The following is a 20,816-nucleotide window of genomic DNA, read 5'->3' as shown; positions in this document are numbered from 1 at the left end:
TTTTAACTCATGGTATCCCGGGTATTTTTGCTCAATGGAATTGTCGTATTCCGGCGACATTCGCGCTTTCACTATTGGGTACGCCATTATTGCGTCTTAGAAACATGGTAGTTTTACTTGGATTTATTGTCTTTTGGTAATTTTCAGTAAAAACTTGCTAAAATCTTATTAATGGTGCGTTGCCGCAATTTAATATCGCTGCAAATGTGTTATGCCGCACCGCAGCATAAAAATAATGTTTTGCCAAGAGTAGTGCCTGTAATGATCACGAGAGGAATACTATGCCCGCGGTAGCCCAAGATACGATCCAGACGTTTGTCGAGTTGTTGTCCTGCCGGGCAAGCGTAGACCGTGACGCCGTGGCATTCCGTTTTCTTTCGTATCCGGCATCCGGGGTTCAGGCGACCACGATTACTTATGGCAAGCTGGACGCCAGTGCACGCCGAATCGCCTCGCGGCTGCTGCGCTTGTGCCAGCCCGGCGACCGGGCGCTCATGCTCTACCCCTCGGGAATCGAATTCATCGAGGCCTATTTTGGCTGCCTTTATGCCGGGGTCATTGCCGTCCCTGGTTATCCGCCCAAGCGCAATCAGAAGCTTGGGCGCCTGAAATCCCTGGTACAGAATTGCGCAGCGCAGGTAGTGCTGGCCGATGCGCAGACGCGCTCGATTGCCGAACCCCTGTTCGCCGAAGTGGATGAGCTGGGTTCGCTTGCCTGGCTGATCACGGACGCCGCCTGTGGCGACATTGCCGACGCCGGTGCAGACGCCGGGGCAGAGACCATGACGCTGCCCCACGTCGGGCCGGACGACATCGCGTTTCTGCAATACACCTCCGGCTCGACCGGCGACCCCAAAGGGGTCATGGTCAGCCATGGCAACCTGATCGCCAACTCGCGCAGCATCCATACCGCGATGGTCCACAGTCCCGATACCGTGGTGGTCGGCTGGCTGCCGCTGTTTCACGACATGGGCCTGATCGGCAACGTGCTGCAGCCGATCTATGGCGGCATACCAGCCACCCTGATGGCGCCGGCGTCCTTCCTGCAGCGGCCGCTGCGCTGGCTGGAAGCGATCTCGACCTATCGCGCCACGACCAGCGGCGGGCCCAATTTCGCCTATGACCTGTGCGTTTCAAGCGTCAGCGACGAGGAACTGGCGCAGCTGGACTTGAGCGCATGGACCCTGGCGTTTACCGGCGCCGAACCGATCCGCCCCGAATCGCAGCGCGCATTCAGCGCCAGATTTGCCGCATGCGGCTTCGATCCCGCGGCGCATTACGCCTGCTATGGCATGGCCGAAACCACGCTTCTGGTGACAGGCGGCGATGCCGGCAAGGGAACGAAAACCGTCTTGTTCGACGAGACCGGACTGCAGCAAAGCCGCGTCGTGCCGATCGTCCCTGCAGCCTCCGGGGCGCCTGCGGCTGATAAAGTGCATGAACTTGTCAGCTGCGGCTATGCGCGCTGCGAACAAGGCATCCTGATTGTCAATCCGCAAACACTGCAGCGCTGCGCCGATGGCGAGGTCGGGGAAATCTGGGCTTATGGCGACAGCAATGCCAAGGGGTATTGGCAAAAGCCGGAAGCGACCATCGCCACATTCGGCGCTCGCCTTGCCGATACCGGCGAAGGGCCCTACCTGCGTACCGGTGACCTCGGCTTCGTCCATGGCGGCGAACTTTTCATCGCCGGGCGCTTGAAGGATGTCGTGATCATCCGCGGCATGAACCATTATCCGCAGGATATCGAACTGACGGCATTCGAGTCGCATGAAGCTTTCATGCCGAACGGCGCAGCGGTATTTACGATCGAGGAAGACGGCGAGGAGCAGCTGGTGGTGGTGCTCGAAGTGCGCCGCACCCATTTGCGCCGCATGGACCCGGATGCGCTGGCACGCGCCATCCAGCAGGCAGTGGTGCTTCAGCACGAACTCCAGGTGCGCAGCATCGTCTTTATCAAGCCGGGTCAGCTGCCCAAAACCTCCAGCGGCAAGGTGCAGCGCCAGACCACCAAAAAGCTGTTCCTGGCCGGCGAAATTGAGGCGCTGGCCCGCGTTGACAAGCTGTCGTCGACGGCTGGCGACGACTTGCCAGGCTTTGATCGCGCATCCTGGGAAGCGCTGCCGGACCGCGGCCGGCAGGCGATGCTGGAACACTATGTCGCCGCGCTGTTCGAGGCATTTGGCGGCCTGCAGGCAGGGTCGATCAGGCGCGATGTGCCGGTCATCGGCTATGGCTTCGATTCGCTGGCGCTGACCAGGATTGCGGCGCGCGTGGCTGACGATACCGATGTGGCGCTGCAGGTGCAGCACCTGTTCGAGCATGAAACCGTGCAAGCCCTGGCAGGATTCCTGAATGGCGCACTGGCCGATCCGGCCGGCGCGCGCGCGCGCATCCTGCCGCTGAACGGCAGCAGGACCGCGCTGCCCATGTCCTATGCGCAGCAGCGCATGTGGTTCCTCATGCAGTACGAGGCAAGCTCCCTCTATAACATCGCCGGCGTGCTGGGCATGCGCGGCACGCTGGATATCCGCGCGCTGGACCGCGCTTTCCAGGAAATATTCCGCCGCCATGAGGCATTGCGTACGCGCTTTGTCCTGCAGGATGGCGAACCGCACCAGATGATCGCCGAGGCGGTGGACTGGAAGCTGTCCGTGGTCGATCTGAGCGACCGCAGCCAGGCCGAGTTCGATGACGCGCTGTGCCGGGAACTGGACTACGTGTTCGACCTGTCGCAGGATATCCTGTTCCGCGCCACGGTCTACCGGCAGCGTGACGGATCCCATGCATTGGCGGTCTGCATGCACCATATCGTCTCCGACGGCTGGTCGGTGGCGGTGCTCATGCGGGAGCTTTCCGCGCTGTACGATGCTTATCTGCTTGGCAAAGCTTCGCCGCTGCCGCCATTGCCGGTGCAGTATGCCGATTACGCAGTCTGGCAACGGGATTATCTGGCGGGGGACGAACTGGTGCGCCAGGAAAAGTACTGGCAGCAGCAGTTGCAGGGCGTAGCGCCCCTGAGCCTGCCCACCGACCGCGCGCGTCCGGCGCGCCCGGGTCATGCAGGCAATACCGTCAGCCTGCAACTGAATGGCGAGCTGACCGCGCAATTGAAGGCGGTCGCCAGGGAGCATGGCGTCACGCTCTACATGACCCTGCTGGCGGCGTTCGGCGTGCTGTTGCACAAGCATGGCGGCCAGGACGATTTTTGCATCGGCAGCCCAATCGCCAACCGGGGTTTGCCTGAAACCCGCGACCTGATCGGTTTTTTCGTCAATACCCTGGCATTGCGCACCAACTTTGCCGGCAATCCGGGCTTTGACACGCTGTTGCGCCAGGTGCGCAAGACTACGGTCGACGCTTACGCACACCAGGATTTGCCGTTCGAGAAAGTGGTCGATGTGGTGCAGCCTGAACGCGATCTCGCCACCTCGCCGCTGTTTCAGGTCATGTTCGTGCTGCAGGACGGCGCGCACGGCGGCCTGACGCTGCCGGGCCTGGACGTGCAAAAGCTGCCGGTGCCGACGAACACTGCCAAGTTCGACCTGACGCTTGAGCTGCAGGAAGGCCCCGAGGGCCTGGCCGGCCATTTCGAATACCGCAGCGAGCTGTTTGATGCCGCCACGGTCTTGCGCCTGTCGGCGCATTTCAGGCGGCTTCTCGATGCAATCGTCAAATCACCGGCCGCGCGCCTGGGGGAACTGTCGCTGCTGGACGCAGATGAGCGGCACACCTTGCTGGAGCTGTGGAATGACACGGCCAAGACTTTCCGCCAGCCGGAACGCCTGCATCACCTGTTTGCGCGTCAGCTGGCGCTGACGCCGGATGCGCCAGCCGTGCGCGCGGACGCCGTCAGCCTGAGCTATGCGGAACTGGACAGCCGCGCCAACCGCCTCGCCCACTGCCTGGCGGCAGGCGGTGTCGGCGCCGGCACGCTCGTCGGCCTGTGCGTGGAACGCTCGCTGGACATGGTGGTCGGCATGCTGGCCATTCTCAAGGCTGGCGGTGCTTATGTTCCGCTCGATCCCGGCTATCCGCGCGAGCGCCTGCAATACATGCTTCAGCAGTCGCAAGCCCGGGTCTTGTTGACACGGCCGCAACTGGTGGACATCTTTGCCGGCCACGACGTAGCCACGGTTTTACTGGATCCTGCAGATCCACAATCGCTCGACGCCTGGCCAACTGACGACCCGCAGGTGGACGTCGATTGCGACGACCTGGCGTACGTCATTTATACCTCGGGCTCTACAGGGCGGCCGAAGGGCGTGCCCATTACCCATGCCGCAATCTGCAACCAGATGGGCTGGGTATTGAACCAGTTCCCGCTGCAGGCAGACGACCGCATGCTGCAAAAGACGCCGTTCAGTTTCGACGCCTCGGTATGGGAAATCTGGGCGCCCCTGGTGAGCGGTGCGCAACTGGTGCTGGCGGCGCCCGATGCTCATCAGGATGTGGATTACCTGGTGGAGACCATCATCGCCGAGCGCATCACCCAGCTGCAGCTGGTGCCGGCGCTGCTGCGCGCCATGCTGGCGTCGCCGGCGATCGGCAAGGTGGCATCCTTGCGGCGCATATTCCTTGGCGGCGAGGCGCTGCCGGTCGAGCTTGCCCGGCAAGCGCTGCACCTGGCCGGCAAGGTCGTCAACCTGTACGGCCCCACCGAATGCAGCATCAATGCCAGCTGGTTCGACATGGATAACCTGCCTGCGCAGGCCCAAGGGTACGTGCCGATCGGCCGGCCGGTCAGCAACCTGCAATTCTACGTAGTGGACGCGCATCTCCAGCCGGTCCCCGTGGGTGTGGCGGGCGAGCTATACATTTCCGGCACGGGCCTGAGCCCGGGCTACCTGCATCAGCCGCAACTGAGCGCCGAGCGCTTCATCCACAATCCATTCAATACCTACGACAGTCCGACGCTGTACAAGACAGGCGACCTGGTGCGCTATCTGCCGGGTGGCCAGCTGGAATTCATCGCCCGGATCGACGAACAGATCAAGATCCGCGGCTTCCGCATCGAACTCGGCGAAGTCGAGGAAATTCTTGCCCGCCAGGCCGGGGTGGTCGATAGCGCGGTAGCGGTCAAAGGCAGCGACGGCCTGCAGCGCCTGGTGGCGTATGTAGTCGCAGATGATGCGCAGCTGTCGCACGACGATTTGCGCGCACGGCTGGCGCAGGCCTTGCCGGAATATATGGTGCCGTCGGTCTTTGTCAGCTTGCCAGAATTGCCCAAGAATAGCAGCGGCAAGGTCGACCGCAAGGCGCTGCCGGAGCCGCTCAAGCCGAACTATACGGAGTACCGGGCCCTCGCCACGTCCACCGAAAAGGCGCTGGCGCAGATCTGGAGCGCACTGCTGGATGGCGCGGAAATCCACGGCAAGTCGAATTTCTTCCATATTGGCGGCCATTCCCTCCTGGCCGCCCGCATGGTGGCGCAGATCCGCGAACGCTGGAAAATCGCCTTTGCGATCAGGAATGTGTTCGAGGCGCAGGAATTGCACGCGCTTGCCGCCCTGATCGAATTTTCTGCAGGTTTCGAGCAGCCTGGCATTGCCCGCGTTTCGCGCGATGGCGTCCTGGCCCTGTCTCATGCCCAGCAGCGCATGTGGGTGGTCAACCAGCTTGACGGCAATTCGGCGCAATACAACATGCCTGCCGCAATCGACCTGGATGGCAGGCCCGATATACAAGCGCTGGAGCGTGCCTTCGATGCCTTCATTGCCCGCCATGAAATTCTGCGTACCGTGTATCGCAGCGAGGATGGCCTGCCGGTCCAGGGAATTCGCGATGCGGTAGATTTCGCACTGGGCCGTCTCGACTTGTCGTCCTTGCACAGCGCCGACCAGGCGCTTGCGCTGCAAGCCTGCAGCCGCGAAGAAGCCATGCGCCCATTCGACCTGTCGCAGGACTTGATGCTGCGGGGGACGCTGGTAGGTCTTGCCGAAGACCGGCATACGCTGCTGGTGACCATGCATCACATCGCCAGCGACGGCTGGTCGACTGGCGTCCTGGTGCGCGAATTGTCCGAGCTGTACGGCGCCTTTGTCGAAGGGCGCAAGGCGGCTTTGCCGGAACTCGCATGCCAGTATGCCGATTACGCCGCCTGGCAGCGGCAAACCCTGTCCGGCACGCGCCTGGCCTCGCTGCTTTCCTACTGGCGTGGCCAGTTGGCCCAGTTGCCGGTCGTGCACAACCTGCCGCTGGACCATGCACGCCCGGCAACCCCGAGCTACCGCGGCGCGGCGCTGGCCCAGGTGATTCCGGCCGGCGTCGTCGCAGGACTGCAGCGCCTGGCCAATGAGCAGGGCGCGACCCTGTTCATGGTCCTGCATGCGGCATTTGCAAGCCTGCTGCATCGCTACAGCGGCGAGTCCGATATCGTCATCGGCACGCCGGTTGCCAACCGCGAGCTGGTGGAGCTCGAACCTCTGGTGGGCTTGTTCGTCAATACCCTGGTGCTGCGAACCGATTTTTCCGAGAACCCGGATTTCGCCGGCTTGCTGCAGCAGGGCAGGGCCACACTGGCGGACGGCTACGAACATCAGGACCTGCCATTCGAGATGCTGGTCAATGAATTGCAAGTCGAGCGCAGCCAGAGCTTCAACCCGCTGTTCCAGGTCATGCTGGTATTCCAGAGCGGCGGCGAAAGCCGCCTGCAATTGTCGGGGCTGCAGACTTCCGCCATCCGCGAAACCGCCGGTGCGACCAAGTTTGACCTGACACTGAATGCAGTCGAGTCCCCGAAAGGCTTGAAACTTTCCTGGGAATATGCGACCGATCTGTTCGAGCCGGCGACCGTGCAGCGCCTGGCGGAAAGCTTTTCGACACTGCTGGATGCCATCGTCGCCGCACCGCAGCAGCGCATCAAGCGCCTGCCGCTGGTTCCGGATGACGCCGCGCGTAACCTTCTCGAACTCGCCAACGCTTATGCGGACGATGCCTTCCCAGCCGTCTGCAGCCACCTGCTGTTCGAGGCGCAAACCGCGCGCACACCGGATGCGATTGCGCTGCGCTACGAGGACCAGGCGCTCAGCTATGCCGAGCTGAACCAGCGCGCCAACCGCCTGGCGCACAGGCTCGTCAGGCAGGGCGTCACACCCGATACGCTGATTGGACTGTGCGCCGAGCGCTCGCCTGACATGGTGATTGCGCTCCTGGCGATCCTGAAGGCGGGCGGCGCCTACGTGCCTTTTGATCCTGCCTATCCGGCCGAGCGCCTGCGCTACATGCTGGAAGACTCCGGCGTCGACCTGGTGGTGACGCAAAGAGCGCTATGCGACACCTTGCCGCTGTCGTCCCAGCGCATCGTGCTGGCAGATGACCCTACCCAAAATGCCGCCTCGGAAGATGGCAACATCGATGCCGTCGCAATGGGCCTCACGCCGCTGTCGCTGGCCTATGTGATCTACACGTCCGGCTCAACCGGCAACCCGAAAGCCTCGCTGCTGATGCACCAGGGCTTGTCGAACCTGGCCCAGGCGCAGATCGAGTACTTCCACGTTGACGCGTCCAGCCGGCTGATCCAGTTCGCTTCGATTGCCTTCGATGCCGCCACCTCGGAAATCTTCATGGCGCTTGGCGCGGGCGCATGCCTGCATATCATTCCGCGCGAAATGACGCAGTCCGGCCAGGACCTGTCGGATTATGTCGCGCGCCATGGCATCACGCACGCGACGCTGCCACCGGCGTTGCTGCCGGTGCTGGAACGCGAGAAATGGGCGTCTGTGGCGCATCTCACGGTCGCCGGCGAGCATTGCCCGCTTGGACTGGTGCGGGAATGGGCGCAGGAACGCAATTTCTACAATGCCTATGGTCCGTCGGAAGCATCCGTCTGCTCGAGCATGGCGAAACTGTCGCCACAGTCCGAGGTCGTGCACATGGGCCGCCCCATGCGCGGAGTGCAGTTGCATGTGCTGGATGACTTGCTGCAGCCGGTGCCCCTGGGCGTAGCAGGGCAATTGCATGTCGGCGGCCGCGGCGTCGGTCGTGGCTATCTCGGCAGGGAAGAACTGAATCGCGAAAAGTTCCTTGCAAATCCATTTGGCCAGGGCAAGCTGTACGCGACGGGTGACCTGGTGCGGCGACTTGCCGATGGCAACCTGGAATTCATCGGTCGCCTGGATAACCAGGTGAAAATTCGGGGTTTCCGCATCGAACTCGGCGAAGTCGAAGCCGCCTTGCAGCGGCAGCCGGGCATCGCCGATTGCGCCGTGCTGGCACTGAAGGACCATGAAGGGCAGGCGCGCCTGGTAGCCTATATTGTCGCCAGCGATGCGGCGGTCAGCACGGAATCGCTGCGCGCCAGCCTCGGCGCATCGATGCCGGGATACCTGATTCCTTCGGCCTTCGTGCAGCTGGAATGCTTCCCCATGACGCCCAACGGCAAGGTCGACCGCAAGCGTTTGCCTGCGCCAGACGCGGCAAGCCTGGTCAAGGTCGAGTATGTCGCGCCGCGCAACCCGACGGAAGAGGGGATTGCCGCGATCTGGTGCGCACTGCTGGGCCTGGAAGAGGTCGGCGTGCATCACAATTTCTTCGACCTTGGCGGCAATTCGCTGCTGGCAATCCAGGCGATATCGCGCATCAAGGAAACCTTCGGGGTGCAGATGAAGGTGGCCGACCTGTTTGTCTATACCAACATTGCGTCGCTGGCCCGCCGTGTGCAGGCATCGGCCGCCAATCCCGACAGTGTGCAGGGCTTACCGCTGGTGGCGCCACGCAGCGGCGGCGAGGTATTGCCATTGTCGCTGGAGCAGCAGTCGTACTGGTTCCTGTATGAACTGGAAGGCGGCAGCGCGACCTACAACATCCCGGCGGCCATCCGCTTGAACGGCCGCCTCGATATCGCGGCGCTGGAACGCAGCTTCGGCCTTTTGATCGAGCGCCACGAAAGCCTGCGCACCGTGCTCGTCGTCGAGAATGGCCAGCCCTCGCAAAAGGTATTGCCACAGGTGGACTTCCACCTCATACAAGACGAGCGCAAGGAAAGCCGCTACAGGGAAGTGCTCGACAAGCAAATCGAGCTGGATGCACGCCATGTGCTGGACCTGCGCCGGGAAATCCCGTTGCGCGCCGTCCTGCACAAGCTCCATGACGATGACCATGTCCTGACCATCCTGCTGCATCATACGATGGCCGATGGCTGGTCGCTGGATATCCTGATCCGCGATCTGGCGCAGATCTATAATGCGCTGGTGGCTGGCCGCGAGAATCCGCTGGCGCCCCTGCCGGTACAGTTCGGCGATTATGCGCTGTGGCAGAAGGAACAGCTCGCAGGCGCCCATTACGACCGCCAGGTCGCCTACTGGCGCGACACGCTCAAGGGCGTGCCGCCGATGCTCGACTTGCCGACCGATTATCCACGCCCGCCGGTGCAAAGCTACCGCGGCCGCGAACTGGGCTTTGCGCTGCCGTTCGAACTGACCCGCGCGCTCAACGAGTTCGCGCGCAAGAACAAGACGACGCTGTTCAACACGCTGATGGCCGGCTTGAATGTACTGCTGTCGCGCTACAGCCGCAGCGAGGACATCGCCGTCGGCACAGCCATTGCCAACCGCTCGCAGACCGACCTCGAATCCCTGATCGGCTGCTTCGCCAATACGCTGGTGATCCGCAACCGCGTCGAACAGCAGCTGAGCTTCACTGACCTCGTCAAGCGCGTCAATACGGTCGTCTTCGATGCTTACGAACATGCCGGCGTGCCGTTTGACGTCGTCGTCGATGCCGTCCAGCCGGAGCGCAGCCTTGGGGTGCCGCCGATTTTCCAGGTGATGTTCCGCCTGCATAACCAGCGCGCCGGCCATGGCATTGAATTTGCCGGCATGGGCCTCGAACGCATCCGCATCGGCAGCGACAGCGCCAAGCTCGACCTCAATTTCTCGCTGGTCGAAACCGAAACCGGTCTGGAAGGCGTCATCGAGTATGCTACCGACCTGTTTTCCGAAAAAACAGTCCGGCGGATTGCCCGTCATTACCAGTTGCTGCTGGAATCCGCCATGGTGGATGCCAACGCCGCCATCGAGAGCCTGAACCTGCTCTCGCGCGAAGAATTCGCCCAGGTCGAGCAGTGGAACGACACGCAAGCGGATTATCCGCAAAACGAGTGCATGTACCAGCTGTTCGAGGCTAGTGCAGCGCGCGTACCTGAACAACTGGCGTATGTCTGCGGCGATGTCCGGTTGTCCTATGCGCAACTGAATGCGCAAGCCAACCGCCTGGCACACTATCTGCAAAGCCGCGGTGTCGGCCCCGAGGTCAAGGTCGGCGTCAGCGTCGGTCGCAGCGCCTGGGCAGGCATCTGCATGCTGGCGGTATTCAAGTCTGGCGGCACCTATGTGCCGCTGGACCCGAAGTATCCGAAAGAACGCATCGACATCATGCTCGATGTCGTCAAGCCGGGCTTCATCCTCAGCGTTCCCGAAATTGCCGGGCTGTTTGAAGGCAATGCGGCGCAACTCATCCTGGTCGACCGGATCGGTGACGAACTGGCGACCCAGCCGGCACATAATCCGCCGGCGATCAGCGCAGACCATTCCGCCTATATCCTGTTTACTTCCGGAACGACCGGCCGGCCGAAGGCGATCCTCGTCGGGCACAGGGCCTTCCGCAACATGGCGGAGTCGCACCGCTGGGCCAGGCTGCATGGCGCCACAAGCCGCGTCCTCCAGTTTGCCTCCCTGAGCTTCTCGATCTCGATGTGGGACAGCTTCATGGCCTGGGTGCCGGGCGCGACCCTGGTTGCCGCCGCGGGTGACGAAGATCTGCCGGGCGAGGCGCTGTACGAATTGCTCCAGCGGGAGCAGGTAACGCATGCCACCTGGCCCGTGTCGCTGCTGTCGACCCTGCCGGTCGAACGCATGCCGGCCAGCCTGCAGACCATCATCTCGTCGGCCGAGCCTTGCCATGATGCCGTGGTGGCGCGCTGGACTGCGCGCGGCGTGCGCTTTTTGAACATGTACGGCAATTCCGAAGTATCGCTGGGTTCGACCCTGTACGAATACCACCGGGTCGGCCAGAAGCTGACGATCGGTGTGGCATTCCCGAATACGCGCATGTACCTGCTGGACCGGCATCTGCGCCAGGTGCCGGTCGGCGTCATCGCCGAAATCCATACCGCCGGCGCGGGACTGGCAACCTGTTACTGGGATAACCCGGAGGCGACGGACAAGAGCTTCATTGCCGACCCGTTTACTCGGGAAGGCGGGCGCCTGTACAAGACCGGCGACCTCGGACGCTACCTGCCTAATGGCGAGATCGAATTCATCGGCCGTGAAGACTTCCAGGTCAGCATCCGTGGTTTCCGTGTCGAACTGACCGAGATCGAAAGCGTTCTGCGCGAGTCCGAAGGGATTGCAGAGGTTGTCGTCGTCAGCCAGCCTGACGCCAACCAGGTCGCGCGCCTGGTGTGTTTTTACGTTGAAAAAGGCGATGGCCAGGTGATACAGGCAGCGGACCCGGCGGCATTGCGCGCGCTGGTAGCCCGCAAGCTTCCCAGCTACATGGTGCCGTCGCTGTTCGTGCGTCTCGACGCCATGCCGCTCACGCCCAACCGCAAGATCGACCGGCTGGGACTGCCGCGCCCGACCACGGATGGTAGCCAGGGCGACCATTACGTCGCGCCGCGCAACGCGCTGGAACGTACGCTAGCGACCATCTGGGGCGAGGTGCTCGGGCTGACCGACGTCGGCGTCGGAAGCAATTTCTTCGAGGTGGGCGGACATTCCCTGCTGGCGGTGCAAGTCGTGGCGCGTGTACGGGACAGCCTTGGCCTGCCGCTGACCATCAAGGACTTGTTCAGCCATAACACCATTGAATCTCTGGCAGCATTCCTTGCAGGCCTGGAAGGCGATGCCGGAAGCGCCTTGCCGCCGATCGGCCGGCGCGAGGCCAGCGGGCCGATCCCGCTGTCCCTGGACCAAAAGCCGTACTGGTTCCTGCATCAGCTGGAAGGGGGAAGCCATACCTACAATATCCCGTTCGCCATGCGCTTACATGGGAAAGTGGATGTCAAGGCACTGGAGCAAAGCCTGCAGGCGCTGGTGCAGCGCCATGAATCGCTGCGCACGCTGTTCCCGGTTACCGATGGCGAACCGGCCCAGGCAATCGTTGCCAATCCGGCCTTCAGCCTGCCTATGCTGGCACTCGCGGCCGGCGAAGTGGAACAGGCGGTACGCACGGACCTGACCCATGTCTTCGACCTGACGCGGGAACTGCCGCTGCGCGCGCGCCTGCTGCAGGTGGACGATGGCACCTGTGTCGTGACCCTGGTACTGCACCACGTGGTGGCGGACGGATGGTCCCTCAACATCCTGGTGAGCGAACTGCTTGCCCTGTACAGCGCATTCAGCAGCGGCGCCGCTTCTCCGCTGCCGCCGCTGGCCCTGCAATATGGCGATTATTCCCAATGGCAGCACCAGAACGTGGTCGGCGCGGTCTATGAGCGCCAGACGGCATTCTGGAAAGCCAAGCTGGCTGGCCTGTCGCCCTTGCTCAATCTGCCGCTGGATTACCCGAGGCCGCCGGTGCAGAGCTATCGCGGCCGCGAATTGCCGATTTCCCTGCCATTCGCCCTGACGGCACGCCTGAACCAGTATGCGCGCCAGCACAATACCACTCTGTACAATCTGCTGCTGTCTGGCCTGGCGATCCTTTTGTCGCGCTATGGCCGCACCGATGACGTACCGGTGGGAACCGCAGTGGCCAACCGGCCGCAAAAGGAACTGGAAGGACTGATCGGCTGCTTCGCCAATACGCTGGTGATCCGCTGCCGGATCGACCCGAAACGCAACTTTGAACAGCTGGTCGACAGTGTCGGCGCGGAAGCGCTGGATGCTTTCAGCAATGGCAGCGTGCCCTTCGACGGCATCGTGGAAGCGGTGCAGCCCGAGCGCAGCCTGGGCGTGCCGCCGGTGTTCCAGGTCATGTTCCGCCTGCATAACCAGCAAATGGCGCAGACGGGATCGTTTGCCGGATTGCGCAGCGAATTGCTGAACATGCCCACCGAAAGCGCCAAGCTCGACCTCAATTTCTCGCTGGTCGAGGATGCCGGCGGCATCCGCGGCGTGATCGAGTATGCCACCGACATCTTCAACGAACAGACGATTGCCCGCATTGCGCGCCATTACCAGAATGTGCTGGAAGCTGCACTGGCAGACACGACCGCGCCCATCGAGCAGCTCGCGGTGGTCACTGCCGAGGAAATGGAACAGGTCCGGCGCTGGAATGACAATGCCATCGCCTATCCGCAGGATGAATGCGTGCACCACCTGTTCGAGCGCGCAGTCGAGCGCACGCCGAACAAGCTGGCGTATGTCTGCGGCGAAGAACGTTTCAGCTACGCCGAACTGAATGCCAGGGCCAACCGCCTGGCGCACTTCCTGCAAAGCCGGGGTGTCGGGCCGGAAGTGCGGGTCGGCGTCAGCGTTGAGCGCTCCACCTGGGCCGGCATCGGCTGCCTGGCCGTGTTCAAGTCGCACGGTACTTATGTGCCGCTGGACGTCAATTACCCGAAAGACCGCATCGAGCGCATGCTGGATGTGGCGAAGCCGAAGATCATCCTGACACTGTCGTCGGTGGCGCCGCTGTTTGCCGGCACCGATGCCGAGGTGATTTGCCTCGATACCGACTGGGAGGCGATCCAGTCGCAGCCAATTGTCAACCCGCCGCGCATTGGCGCCAGTCATTCGGCTTATATCCTATTCACCTCCGGCACCACCGGCAAGCCTAAGGGTATCCTGGTCGGCCACCGGGCGTTCCGCAATATGGCGGTGTCGCATGCCTGGGCCGGCTTGCATACCGCGGATAGCCGGGTGCTGCAATTCGCCTCGCTGAGTTTCTCGATTGCGCTGTGGGGGGCTTTCATGGCGTGGGTCCCAGGCGGCACGCTCTACAGCGTCACGGCGCAACAGGCGCTGCCGGACGAGCCTCTCTACGAATTCCTTGAAGAAAGCCAGATTACCCACGTCACCTGGCCGGTATCGATGCTGTCGACCCTGCCGGTCGAACGCATGCCCGCCAGCCTGAAGACAGTGATTTCTTCCGCCGAGCCCTGCAACGACGCGGTGGTCGAAAAATGGACCCGTGCCGGCGTGCGCTTTTTGAACATGTACGGCAATTCCGAGGTATCGATCGGTTCCACCCTGTACGAGTATCGCCAGGTTGGCGAAAAACTCACGATCGGCAAGGCATTTCCGAATACCCGCATGTACCTGCTCGACGACAATCTCAAGCAGGTGCCGATCGGCGTCATCGCGGAAATCCATACCGCCGGCGTCGGCCTCGCCACCGGCTATGTGGATGATCCCGTGGCGACTGCCAGGAGCTTCATTCCCGACCCGTTCCGCGACGAGGTCGGTGCGCGCATGTACAAGACCGGTGATCTCGGGCGCTACCTGCCCAATGGCGAGATCGAATTCATCGGCCGCGAGGATTTCCAGGTCAGCATCCGTGGCTTCCGCGTCGAACTGACTGAAATCGAGGACGTCCTGCGCGCCATTCCTGGCATGCTGGAAGCCGTGGTCAACAGCCGCGATGACCAGCAAGGGCTTGCGCGCCTGGTGTGCTTTTATACGCTGGCCGACAAGGAGCAGGGTCGCGCTGCAAGCGACATGCGCAAGGCCGTCGGCGACCGTTTGCCGAACTACATGGTGCCGTCGCTGTTCGTGCGCCTGGACGCCATGCCGCTGACGCCCAACCGCAAGATCGACCGCCTGGCGTTGCAGACTTTCGCGGTCGATGAGGGCGCTGACGAGCGCCTGGTTGCGCCGCGCAATGCCGTCGAACAGCGACTGGCACTGCTCTGGGCCGATATTCTGGGCGTGCGCGATATAGGCATCCATCAGAATTTCTTCGAACTTGGCGGCCATTCGCTCCTGGCGACCAAGGTGGTTTCGCGCATCCGCGCGGAGTTCGGCATCGAGCTTTCGCTGCAGCAGTTTTTTGAGCACGCCACCATCGAAGGCCTGGCCGGCATTGTCGCTGCCGCAGGCACAGCGCGTATCGACAGCCCGATCCGCATCCTCGAGCGGCGCGATTTCGTGCCGCTGTCGTATGCGCAGCAGCGCCTGTGGTTCCTCGACCGCTACGAGGAAAACAGCAACTTCTACCACATGCCCAGCGTGCTGAAAGTGGTCGGCAACGTCGACGCGGCCGCACTGGAAAAGGCGTTTGTAGCCCTGATCGCGCGCCACGAAGTGCTGCGCACCAATTTCATTGCCCAGGATGGCCGCGGACTGCAGAAAATCCATCCGACCCTCGAGTGGTCGATGGCTACGGTGCAGCTGCAAGGTGACAACTTGGAGGAGATGGAAGCCGATCTGGCCACGCATGTCGAACAGCAGCTGAACACCAGTTTCAGGCTGGAGTCCGATGCGCTGTTGCGTGCCGTGCTGTACCGGCTTTCCGGTGATGAATACCGCCTGTTTATCAACATGCATCATATCGTCTCCGACGGCTGGTCGATCACGGTGCTGATCCGCGAGGTCAGCGCGCTGTACGCGGCATTCGTCAGTGGGCAGGCGCCGCAGCTGCCGCCTTTGCCGGTGCAGTATGCGGATTTCTCGGCCTGGCAGATCGAGCACCTGCAAGGGGCGGTACTGGCCCAGCAGGGCGGGTACTGGAGCGAAAAGCTGCGCGACCAGGCAACGCTCATGCTGCCGCTGGATTTCGAGCGGCCGAAAAACCAGACTTACAATGGCGACAGAATCGCGTTTGCCATCGAGCCCGGCCTGCTTGCGGCGCTGGAAGACATGAGCGGTCGCCACGGTGCCACGCTGTTCATGACCATGCTGGCGGCATTCAATGTCATGCTGTCGCGCTATTCCGGCGACACCGACATCAGCATTGGCACGCCGATCGCAAACCGTGTACGGGCCGAAATCGAGCCACTCATCGGCTTCTTCGCCAATACGCTGGTGTTGCGTTCAGATCTCGACGGCAATCCCCAATTTGCCGATTTGCTGCAGCAGGTGCGCCAAACGACGCTGGAAGCTTACTCGCACCAGGACATTCCTTTTGAAAAGGTGGTCGACCTGGTGTTGCCGGAGCGCGACCCATCGCGTTCGCCGCTGTTCCAGGTCTCGTTTGCGCTGCAAAACCTGCCCGAGGGCAAATTCAACATGTCCGGTGTCGAGATCAGCACGCTCGCGCTGGAAAACAAGACGGCCAAGTTCGACCTGCTGCTGGAATTGCTGAATACCGAGGCTGGCATGAGCGCCAGCTTCGAATTCAATACCGACCTGTTCAAGCCGCAGACGATCCGCAGCTACATCGACAGCTACCTGAACCTGCTGCGTGCGGTCATTGCCGATCCGCAGTGCCGTCTGGCTGCGCTGCCGCTGTCGTCGAAAGCGCCGGAGGCGATCGACATCACCTGGGCGTCGTATCCGTTGCTGCAGGCGCTGTATGGCGAAAATGCTCCCGGCAGCGAACGCGTGTCATGCATTTTGGTGGATGCTGCCGGCCACGCGGTACCAGGCGGCGCGATTGGCGGATTGCATTTGCAATTGATGCAAGACGGACCGTTTGAGGCCTCAGGCTTTACCGCGCGTCTGACGGTAAACGGACTGGAGTTGTTGAGCGCGCCGGATGACATTGCCCTGGTCGATGGCAAAACGGTTTATCCGCGCGACATCGAAGCCGCATTGCGCCAAATGTCCGGCATTCACGATTGCCATGTATTGCCGAGAAACCATCCTGGACGCGGTGTGCAACTTGTTGCGTATCTAGACTGTGACCAGGCGGAAGTGGCCGCTGAAGACTGCACGGCGCACCTGGCGGCAAGCGGATTGAATGGTGTTGAGGTGTTTGCCTGCGTGAAGGTTCCCGGCATTCCGCTTACGCGTCACGGCGCCGCCGACCTGCGCCAGTTGCGCAAGCTGGCAGTGCATAACCGCGACACGCGCGCGGCCTGGGTGCGTGAAATTTCGCACAATGTCAAAGTTCGCCAAGCCATCTTGCTCGAACAGGCTATCGAGGAAGCGCAAAGCGTTTCCCACCTGGCCGATCTGCTTCCTCGGGAAGCGCGCAGTGTGGCGACAGCAGGTGCTCAGCAGGTCAGCAAGGCCAAGCGCAGCGACAATCGCCCGGTGTCACAGGTGCCGGCGGTGATCATCAGCGAAGCCATTGCCGACACGCCGCACTGCCCGACGCTGTTGGCGGACATGCTGATCCATACGGCCATGGCGCATCCGGGCCACGGCATCGATTTTTACTATGCCGACAGCAGTACTTCGGTCATGACCTATCCGGAATTGCTGCACCGTGCGCAATGCGTCCTGAGCGGATTGCGCACGACCGGCATTTGCCCGGGCGACAAGGTGATTTTCCAGTTCGACAGGAACGAGGATTTCATCGCTGCATTCTGGGCGTGCGCGCTGGGCGGATTCATTCCCGTGCCGATCGCCGCAGCCAAGAACTACCGCGCCAGCAATGCCCAGACCATCAAGATCGGCCATGCCTGGAAAATGATGGACAGGGCGATCGTCCTGGCGGGCGAGGCAATCGTCGATGGCGTGCGCAATATCGGCACGCTGGAAGCGCTGGACGGCTTTGCGGTGCATGGCATTGGCGCCATGTATGCGCAAGACCCTGCGCGCGAATTTTATCGCGGCAGCAGCGACGATGTCGCCCTGATCATGCTGACGTCCGGCAGTACCGGCTTGCCCAAGGGCGTGCAGTTGTCGCATGCCAACCTGATCGGCCGCAGCATGGGCTCCGTGCAGATGAACGGGTTCAATGCCGGCATGCCGTCGATGAACTGGATGGCGCTCGACCACGTCGGCGGCATCATTTATTTCCACATCCGCGATATCCATACCGGTGCCAGCCAGGTGCAGGCGGACACCGACTATATCCTCGCTGACCCCTTGCGCTGGCTGCAACTGATCGATCGCCACAGGATCAGCATCACCTGGGCGCCCAACTTTGCCTTCTCGCTGATCGTCGAGCGCCAGGAACAGGTCAGGCAGCAATCGCTGGATCTGAGCTGCCTGAAATTCATGCTCAATGGCGCCGAAGCCGTCGTCCCCAAGACCACGCAAGCCTTCATTGAACTGCTGCAGGGTTGCGGCCTGGGCGACGACTGCGTCAAACCGGTGTACGGCATGTCGGAAATTTCCTCGGGTGTCACCTATTCGACGCGCCTGCGGCTGACCTATGGCAGTGACGACACGGTCTTTGTTTCCGTCGGGCGCCCCATCCCGGGCGTGCACATGCGCATCGTCGATGCCGATGACCAGCCGATGATGGAAGGCCAGTCCGGACGCCTGCAGGTATCGGGCGTGACGGTCACCCGCGGTTACCTCGGCGGCGCCGAAATCAACCGTGATGCATTCACTGCGGATGGCTGGTTCAAGACCGGTGACCTGGCATTCATCCAGGATGGCGAACTGACCATCACCGGCCGCGAAAAAGACATCATCATCATCAATGGCGTCAATTTCTACAGCCATGAAATTGCCGAGGCAGTGGAAACCGTCGCCGGCGTCACGATTTCTTATACCGGCGCCTGCGCGGTGCGGCGCAATGGCGGCAACAGCGACCAGCTGGCCATTTTCTTCCATTCGGCACTCAAGGGCGAGGCGCGCTCGGCACTGATGCGCCAGATCCGCCAGACGGTAATGGAGAAAATCGGCGTGAATCCATCGTACCTGGTGCCGTTGGACAAAGAGCAAGTACCCAAGACGGAAATTGGCAAGATCCAGTTGTCGCAACTCGCCCAGGCCTTCAACCGGGGCGACCACGACTCCATCCTGCGTGCGCTGGACATTGCCGAACGCAATGAAAATACCTTGCCTGACTGGTTCTTCGGCAAAGTGTGGGTGGAAAGGCAGCTTGGCACTACGGCAGCCAGGAACGTCAGCGGCGCCACCCTGGTGTTTGCCGACCGCAGCGGTTGCGCACATCTGCTGGATCTGCCTGGCCAGGTCATTACGGTGACGTGCGGCCAGGCATTCCAGGATAACGCCGACAGCTTCCGCATCAACCCGAGCATCCAGGAGCACTATGTGCAACTGGTTGCAGCACTGGGCCGTCGTGGCGTGGTTATAGAACGCATCATCAGCCTGTGGGATTACGATCACAGCGGTGGCGGCATGGAAGCCTTGTTGAGCCGGGCGCCACTGGCGGACGCCATTGGCCTTTACTCGGCCTGGTATCTGGCCCAGGCATTTGCCGCACAGGGGACCGTCGCGCCGATGCGCTGGGTCTGGGCCGCCAAAGCGGCGCAGAATGTCCTGCCGTCGGATACGCCGAATCCTGACAAGGCGGCAGTACTGGCCTTGCTCAAGACGCTGGGCAAGGAGTTTGCCTGGCTGAGCTGCCGCCATGTCGATTTCGCCGGAACGACTGGCAATAACGGGCTTGCCGCCGACGCAGCGCAATTGTCGCGCGAAGCCTTGGCGCTGCAGCCGGACGAGGAAGTGGCTTACCGCGACGGCCGCCGCCATGTATTGCGCCTGCGTCGGGAACCGCTGGGCAAGGGTGTCAAAGCTGGCAAGGATAGCCTGGCGGTCACCGCTGGCGGCGCTTACCTGATTTCCGGCGGTCTGGGCGGCATCGGCTACGCCCTGGCGCGCATGCTGCTCAAGCAATTCGGCACGCGCCTGTTGCTGGTCGGGCGTACGCCCCAGGCCGAGCTGCCGGCGGACAAGCAGGACATGCTCGACGAGTTGAGCAAACTGGGCAGCGTGCTCTATGCCGGCGCCGACATCTGCGACTATCCGGCACTTGAAAAAGCCGTGGACCAGGCAGAGGGGCAGTGGCAGCAAAAGCTTGCCGGGGTATTTCACCTGGCTGGCCTGGCGCACGAAGAGGCAATGGCCAGCCAGAGCATCCACAGCCTGCATGCCGCCTTGCGAGCCAAGACGCTGGGCACGCGGGTGCTGTACCGCATCTGCGGCCAGCGCAGCAATGCGCTGTTCGTCAATTTCTCGTCCGTCAACGGCCAGTTCGGCGGCAGCGGGATGGCAGCCTACAGCATTGCCAACCGCTACCAGGAAGCATTTGTCGAGGCAGTGGCGGAAAATGCCGACGTCCGCAGCGTATGCATCGCCTGGAGCCTCTGGCATGACACGGGCATGGGCAGCCAGTACAAGGAAACGGAAAGCCTGTCGCGCGCGCTCGGCTTCACGCCGATCCCGCTTGCCAAGGGCCTCAATTCGCTGCTCGCGGCCCTGTGGCATGGCTGCCGCAACGTCCTGATCGGCCTCGACGATACCCGGCCGAATATCCGCCGGGGTCTGGCTTCGCCCCGGTTGCGCCAGCGTCCCTTGCTGTGTTATTTCAGCGGCAGCGAACCTGACCTGGCGCGGGAAGTGGCCGCGGCCAGCGCGCTGCAAGACGAGTTCGGCCTCGCGCTCGAGTCCAGCTATACCCAGCTGGAGGCGCTTCCGGTGGATGCGAGCGGTGCCGTGGATGTGATTGCACTGCGCCGCAGCATGGCCAGTTTCACGCCGGCCCGCGCAGAAAAGGTCGCGCCGCGCGACGAAATGGAGCAAACCCTGACCCGCATTGCCAGCGAAGTATTCGGCGCAAGCGAGTCCATCGGTATCCGCGACAACTTCTTCGATGTCGGGGCAAACTCGCTCTTGATCGTCAAGCTCCACCATGAAATCCAGTTGCAGCTCAACGTGCAGTTTCCGATGGTGGAGCTGTTCAATTCGACCACTGTCGAAAAGCTCGCTGCCTTCCTGGGCGAGCAGGACGGCGACAAACCTGGCGGAAGCGGCGGCGCAGATGCCGCGCGCAACGCCGGTCAGGAAAGGCGCGCTGCAATGCAGCGACGAAACCGTTCGCGCGAACGCAAGGTCGCACGCTAATAT

At 62.2% G+C, this 20,816-nt stretch carries 1 protein-coding gene; it reads left to right on the top strand.

The window, feature by feature from the left end; genetic code table 11:
- The first annotated feature begins 281 nt into the window (after positions 1–281).
- Positions 282–20,813: a non-ribosomal peptide synthase/polyketide synthase gene (locus EKL02_RS10360; protein ID WP_128901973.1), complete on the top strand. Its 20,532-nt coding sequence runs from the start codon at positions 282–284 to the stop codon at positions 20,811–20,813.
- Positions 20,814–20,816 lie beyond the last annotated feature (3 nt).

This window comes from Janthinobacterium sp. 17J80-10, assembly GCF_004114795.1.
In the GTDB taxonomy this organism is placed as follows: domain Bacteria; phylum Pseudomonadota; class Gammaproteobacteria; order Burkholderiales; family Burkholderiaceae_D; genus Paucimonas.
This window is presented reverse-complemented; position numbering and strand designations above follow the sequence as displayed.